We start from the raw sequence: 6992 nt of genomic DNA on the forward strand, positions 1-6992 counted from the left end.
TGGCGTCCGGGCGGATCTCCTACCTGCTGGGCCTGGAGGGCCCGGCGATGACGGTGGACACCGCCTGCTCCTCCTCGCTCGTCGCCCTGCACCTGGCCGCCCAGGCGCTGCGCAACGGCGAGTGCACGCTGGCCGTCGCGGGCGGTGTGACGGTGATGTCCACACCGACCACCTTCGTGGAGTTCGCCCGTCAGCGCGCCATGTCGCCCGACGGTCGCTGCAAGGCCTTCTCCGACGACGCCGACGGCGCCGGCTGGTCCGAGGGCGTCGGCATGCTCGTCGTCGAACGCCTCTCCGACGCCCGCCGCAACGGCCACCAGGTGCTCGCCGTCGTCCGCGGCTCCGCCGTCAACCAGGACGGCGGCAGCAACGGCCTCACCGCGCCCAACGGCCCCGCCCAGCAGCGGGTGATCCAGGACGCGCTGGCCAGTGCGCGGCTGACCGGCGCGGACGTGGACGTCGTGGAGGCGCACGGCACGGGCACCGCGCTCGGCGACCCGATCGAGGCACAGGCCCTGCTGGCCACGTACGGCCAGGGCCGTGACGCCGAACAGCCGCTCTGGCTGGGCTCGTTGAAGTCCAACCTGGGCCACACCCAGGCCGCCGCCGGCGTCGCGGGCATCATCAAGATGGTCCAGGCGATGCGCCACGGCGTGATGCCCCGCACCCTGCACGCGGACACCCCCTCCCACCACGTGGACTGGGAGTCCGGCGCCGTCAGCCTGCTCACCGAGCAGCAGGACTGGCCCGAACTCGACCGCCCGCGCCGCTCCGCCGTGTCCTCCTTCACGTCATCCTGGAGGCCGCACCCGAGGAGCCGGTGGGCACCCCGGAGCAGGAGGCCCCCGAGGCGGCTCCGGCGGTCGCCTGGGCGCTGTCGGCGAAGACCCCGGACGGGCTGCGCCGGCAGGCCGCCCGCCTGCTGGAGCGGCTCACCGACGGGACGGACGGCTCCGGCCTCGACCCGCGCGACGTCGGGCACACCCTGGCCGTCGGCCGGGCGGTGCTGGACCACCGGGCCGTGCTCCTGGGCACCGGGCAGGAGGAGCTGACCGGCGCGCTGGCCGCCCTCGCCCGCGGCGAGGAGAGCCCCGCCGTCGTCTCCGGCCGCACGGGTGCCGCCGGCGCCGGCGGGCTGGCCCTGGTGTTCTCCGGTCAGGGCTCGCAGCGGGCCGGGATGGGCCGGGAGCTGTACGAGCGGTACCCGGTGTTCGCCGAGGCGTTCGACGCCGTCTGCCGGGCGGTGGACGAGCAGCTCGACGGCCACGCCGAACACCCGCTGCGCGACGTGGTGTTCGCCGAGGCCGGCACCCCGGTGGCGGCGCTGCTGGACCAGAGCATGTACACCCAGACCGGCCTGTTCGCCCTGGAGGTGGCGCTGCTCGCGCTGCTGGAGGAGCGCGGGGTGACGCCCGACTACGTCATGGGCCACTCGCTGGGCGAGATCACCGCGGCGTACGCGGCGGGCGTGCTCACACTGCCCGACGCCTGCGCCCTGGTGGCCGCCCGCGGCCGGCTGATGCAGGCCCTGCCGGTGGGCGGGGCGATGGTCGCGATCGAGGCCGGGGAGCAGGAGGTCGAGGCGTACATCGCCGGGGCCGGTCTGGCCGACGCGGTCGGGATCGCCGCCGTCAACGGGCCGCTGGCCGTGGTGGTCTCGGGCGACGAGGAGGCGGCGGTCGCGGTCGCCGATCACTTCCGCGCCACCGGGCACCGGGTGCGCCGGCTGTCGGTGTCGCACGCCTTCCACTCGCACCGGATGGACGCGATGCTCGACGAGTTCGCCGAGGTGCTGGCGGGCCTGACGTTCCGGGCGCCGCTGGTCCCGGTGGTGTCGAACGTCACCGGCGGTCTGATCGACGCCGAGCGGTTCGGCACGCCGCAGTACTGGGTGGAGCACGTCCGCGGGGCGGTGCGCTTCGCCGACGGGGTGCGCTGCCTGGCCGGGCACGGCATCACCGCCTTCCTGGAGGTCGGCCCCGAGGCCGTGGTGACGCCGATGGTGCACGCCACCCTCGACGAGGAGCTCGGCCGGGACGGCTTCGTCGCGGTGGCCGCGCTCACCGCCGGCCGGCCGGAGCCGCTCGCGCTCGTCCAGGCGCTGGCCCGGCAGTTCGTGGCGGGCGTGCCGGTGCCGTGGGAGCGGACCGTGCCCGGCGGCCGGCTGGTCGAGCTGCCCGGCCATGTCTTCGCGGGGCAGCGCTACTGGCAGGACGCGGCCGGCTCGACGGCCGGTCTCCGGGCCGCCGGCCTGCACGCCACCCGGCACCCGCTGCTCGGCGCCGCCGTCCACCTGCCGGACGGCCAGGCCGTGCTCACCGGCCGGGTGCTGCCCGGCTCGCACCCCTGGCTCGCCGACCACGCGGTCGACGGGACGGTGCTGCTGCCCGGCACGGCCTTCCTCGACCTTGCTCTGCACGCCGCCGACGAGGTGGGCTGCCGGCTGGTGGAGGAGCTGACGCTGGAGGCACCGCTGGTGCTGCCGGCCGAGGCCGCCGTGTACCTCCAGGTCGCCGTCGGCGCCGCGGACGAGGCGGGCCGCCGGTCCGTCACCGTGCACTCCTCGGCCACGCCGGCCTCGGGCACCGAGCCCTCGGTCCGGCACGCGACGGGTGTGCTGTCCCCGGCGCCCGCGCAGCCGGCCGGGGCGTGGCCCTGGCCGCCGGCCGACGCCCGGCCGGTCCCGGTCGACGGGCTGTACGAGGAGCTCGCCGGGCGCGGCTACGGCTACGGCCCGGTCTTCCAGGGCCTGCGGGCCGCCTGGACGACGTCCGACGCCCTCTACGCGGAGGTCGAACTCCCGTCCCGTCCGGACGGGTTCGGGATCCACCCGGCCCTGCTCGACGCGGCCCTGCACGCCGTGACGCTCGGCGTCCCGTCGCTCGGCGGGACGGAGAGCAGCGGGACGGAGAGCAGTGCGGGCGCCGCCGGTGCCCGACGGCCGCTGCTGCCGTTCTCCTGGGCCGGGGTCTCGCTGGAGGCCTCCGGGGCGACGGCGGTCCGGGTGCGGCTCGCCGCCGCCGGCGAGGACACCGTGGCACTCACCGCCGTCGACACCACCGGCCGACCGGTGATCACCGTGGACGCCCTGACGCTGCGCCGGATGTCCTCGGCCGCCCCGGACCGGGACGGCGGGCTGCACCTGCGCTGGCGGGCCGTCCCGGCCGGGCAGCCGGGCTCCGCTCCGGCCGACGTCACCGTCGCCCTGGTCGCCCCCGGTGGCGACCTGCGGGCCCGGCTGACCGAAGTCCTGCTGCTGACACAGAAGTTCCTGACCGCGTCCGGGTCGGTGGACGGCCGGCTCGCCGTGGTCACCCAGGGCGCGATGGCGGAGCGGCCCGACCCGGTCACCGCCGCCGTCTGGGGTCTGCTGCGCTCGGCCCAGGCCGAGAACCCCGGCCGGATCCTGCTGATCGACGTGGACACCTGGTCGGAGGAGGCGTTCGCGCTGGCCGTCGGCTCGGGCGAGCCCCAGGTGGCCGTCCGCGACCGGCAGGTGCTGGTGCCCCGGCTGACCCGTTCCGCCCCGTCGGCAGCGGACCCGGACGCATCCGACGCCCGGACCGTCCCGGTGACGCCGCGCGCGCTCGACCCGGAGGGCACCGTCCTCGTCACCGGCGCGAACGGCACCCTGGGGCAGCTGGTCGCCCGCCATCTGGTCACCGAACACGGCGTCCGCCACCTGCTGCTGCTCAGCCGCAGCGGCGGCACCGCACCCCAGGACCTCCTGGACACCGGAGCCCGGATCGACTTCGTGGCCTGCGACGTCGCCGACCGCGACCAGCTGGCCGCGGCCCTCGCCACCGTCCCCGCCGAACACCCCCTCACCGCCGTCGTCCACACCGCCGGCGTCCTCGACGACGGCGTCCTGGAGGCCCTCACCCCCGAACGCCTCGACACCGTCCTGCGACCCAAGGCCGACGCCGCCCACGCCCTGCACGACCTCACCGCCGAGGCCGAACTCGCCGCGTTCGTCCTCTTCTCCTCCGCCGCCGGCGTCCTCGGCTCCGCAGGCCAGGCCAACTACGCCGCCGCCAACGCCTACCTCGACGCCTTCGCCCGAACCCGGCACGCCGACGGACTGCCCACCACCTCCCTCGCCTGGGGCCTGTGGGCACAGGCGAGCGGGATGACGGCGGGCCTGGCGGCGGCCGACCTGGGCCGGATCGCCCGGACGGGTCTGCGGCCGACCTCGACCGAGGAAGGACTGGCGGCGTTCGACCGGGCCCTGCTCGGCACGCGGCCGGTGGTCGTCCCGGTCGCCGTCGACCCGGCGGCGCTGGACGCGGACAGCGCGCCACCGCTGCTGCGGGACCTGGTGCCGGCGCCCCGTCGCCGGGCGGCCGCGGCGGGAGTCACCGCCGTCGCCGAGGAGTCCCTCGCCGACCGGCTGGGCGGGCTGTCGCCCGAGCAGCGGCGCGAGCTGGTGCTCGGTCTGGTCCTGGCGGACGTGGCACACGTCCTCGGCTACGGGAACGCCCACGGCGTCTCCCCCGAGGGGGCCTTCCGCGATCTCGGCTTCGACTCGCTGACCGCCGTCGAGCTGCGCAACCGGATCAACGACCGGACCGGCCTGAAGCTGGGCGTGACGGCCGTGTTCGACCACCCCAGCCCGCGCGAGCTGGCGGACCATCTGCTCGACCGCCTCGCCCCGGCGCCCGCCGAAGCCGCGGACGCCGGAGAGCCGGACTACGAACGGGTGCTGGCCGACCTGGCCAGGATCCGCACGCACCTCGCCGCGCTGGACCTCACCGGCGCCCAGCGCACCACCCTGACCGAGACCCTGCGCGACCTGTCGGAGCCGTGGAGCGGCGGCCCGTCCGAGACGGCGGCCGAGGCCCCGGCCGGCCTCGCCTCGGCCAGCGCCGCCGAAGTCCTCGACTTCGTGACCAACAGCCTCGGCATCTCCGTGTCCGGCGACGAAGCCACCACCGACCCGATCTGAGAGTGAACCCATGCCCACCGAAGAAGAACTGCTGAAGTACCTCAAGGCGGTCTCCGAGGAGCTGCACGCCACTCGGGGCCGGTTGCAGGCGGCCGAGAACCGGCGGCACGAGCCGGTGGCGATCGTCGGCATGAGCTGCCGGCTGCCCGGCGGCGTGTCCTCCCCCGACCACCTGTGGGACATCGTGGTCAAGGGCGAGGACGTGATCGGCGAGTTCCCGGCCGACCGCGGCTGGGACGTCGACGCCCTGTACGACCCGGAGCCGGGGAAGAGCGGGCGGACCTACACCCGCTCCGGTGGATTCCTGCACGACGCCGCCGACTTCGACCCGGCGTTCTTCGGGATCACCCCGCGCGAGGCGCACGGCATCGATCCGCAGCAGCGGCTGATGCTGGAGGCGTCCTGGCAGGCGCTGGAGAGCGCCGGGATCAACCCGCAGACCCTGAAGGGCACCCGGACCGGTGTCTTCGCCGGGTCGTTCCACCACGACTACGACCCCGGCGGCGGCAGCGTCGGCAGCCTGGTGTCCGGGCGGGTCTCCTACCACCTGGGGCTCCAGGGTCCGGCCGTCACGGTGGACACGGCGTGCTCCTCCTCGCTGGTCGCCCTGCACCAGGCGGTGCAGTCGCTGCGCGAGGGCGAGTGCACGCTGGCGCTGGCGGGCGGGGTGACGGTGCTGTCGACCGCGGGCGTCTTCGTCGAGTTCTCCCGTCAGCGCGGGCTCGCCGCCGACGGCCGCTGCAAGTCCTACGCGACGGCCGCGGACGGTACCGGCTGGGGCGAGGGCGTCGGCGTGCTGGTGCTGGAGCGCCTCGCCGACGCCGAGCGGCTGGGGCACCGGGTTCTGGCGGTGGTGCGCGGCTCGGCGGTCAACCAGGACGGCGCGAGCAACGGCCAGACGGCGCCCAACGGCCCCGCCCAGCAGCGGGTGATCCAGGACGCGCTGGCCGGTGCGCGGCTGACCTCGGCCGATGTCGACCTCGTCGAGGGCCACGGCACCGGCACCACGCTGGGCGACCCGATCGAGGCGCAGGCTCTGCTGGCCACCTACGGTCAGGGACGGGCGGCCGAACGCCCGCTCTGGCTGGGCTCGTTGAAGTCCAACCTGGGCCACACCCAGGCCGCCGCCGGGGTCGCGGGCGTGATCAAGCTGGTCCAGGCGATGCGCCACGGCGTGATGCCGCGCACCCTGCACGTGGACGAGCCGACCCGGTTCGTCGACTGGACCGCCGGCGAGGTCAGGCTCCTGGAGGAGAACCGGCCGTGGCCCGAGGTGGACCGGCCGCGCCGCTCCGCCGTGTCCTCCTTCGGCTACAGCGGCACCAATGCGCACGTCATCCTGGAGGCCGCGCCCGAGCCGGCCGCCGCGCCCGGCGAGGAGCCGGAGGGTTCGGCGGGCCCGGGCGGCGGCGCACTGCCGTGGGTGCTGTCCGCCCGGACCGAGGCCGCGCTGACCGAGCAGACCGCGCATCTGCTGGAGCGGATCACCGACGGGACCGAACCCGGCGCGCGCGACGTCGCGTTCACCCTGACCGCCGGCCGCGCCCTGTTCGACCACCGGGCCGTCGTCCTCGGCCGCAGTGCCGCCGAACTCACCGAGCGGCTCCAGGAGTTCGTCTCCACCGGCAGCTCCACCGGAGTCGTGACCGGCCGGACCGCCCCGACCGGGACGGTGTTCGTCTTCCCGGGCCAGGGTTCGCAGTGGATCGGCATGGCCCGTGAACTGCTCGACTTCTCGCCCGTGTTCGCGGAGAAGATGGCCGAGTGCGCCGCCGCGCTGGAGCCCTTCGCCGACGGCTGGTCGCTGCTCGACGTCGTCCGCGACGACAACGAGGGTGCGCTCGACCGGGTCGACGTCGTGCAGCCCGTGCTGTTCGCCGTCATGGTCTCCCTCGCCGAACTCTGGCGCTCCCTGGGCGTGAAGCCCGCCGCCGTGGTCGGCCACTCGCAGGGCGAGATCGCCGCCGCCCACGTCGCCGGCGCCCTCACCCTCGACGACGCCGCACGGATCGTCGCCCTGCGCAGCCGCGCCATCACCCGCCTCTCC

At 75.7% G+C, this 6992-nt stretch carries 1 protein-coding gene and 2 pseudogenes; all 3 read left to right on the forward strand.

Annotation, left to right across the window (positions count from 1 at the left end):
- A pseudogene (locus ADK60_RS48430) lies at nucleotides 1-3100 on the forward strand (type I polyketide synthase); the annotation flags it as partial.
- An 87-nt stretch (nucleotides 3101-3187) separates the two neighbouring features.
- Nucleotides 3188-4945: pseudogene (locus ADK60_RS48435) on the forward strand (type I polyketide synthase); the annotation flags it as partial.
- Between the two features lie 31 nt (nucleotides 4946-4976).
- A partial coding sequence (locus tag ADK60_RS19170) for a type I polyketide synthase (protein ID WP_502687437.1) occupies nucleotides 4977-6992 on the forward strand: 2016 nt, incomplete at its 3' end.

The sequence above is a fragment of the Streptomyces sp. XY431 genome (assembly GCF_001279805.1).
GTDB classification, from domain to species: Bacteria; Actinomycetota; Actinomycetes; order Streptomycetales; family Streptomycetaceae; genus Kitasatospora; species Kitasatospora purpeofusca.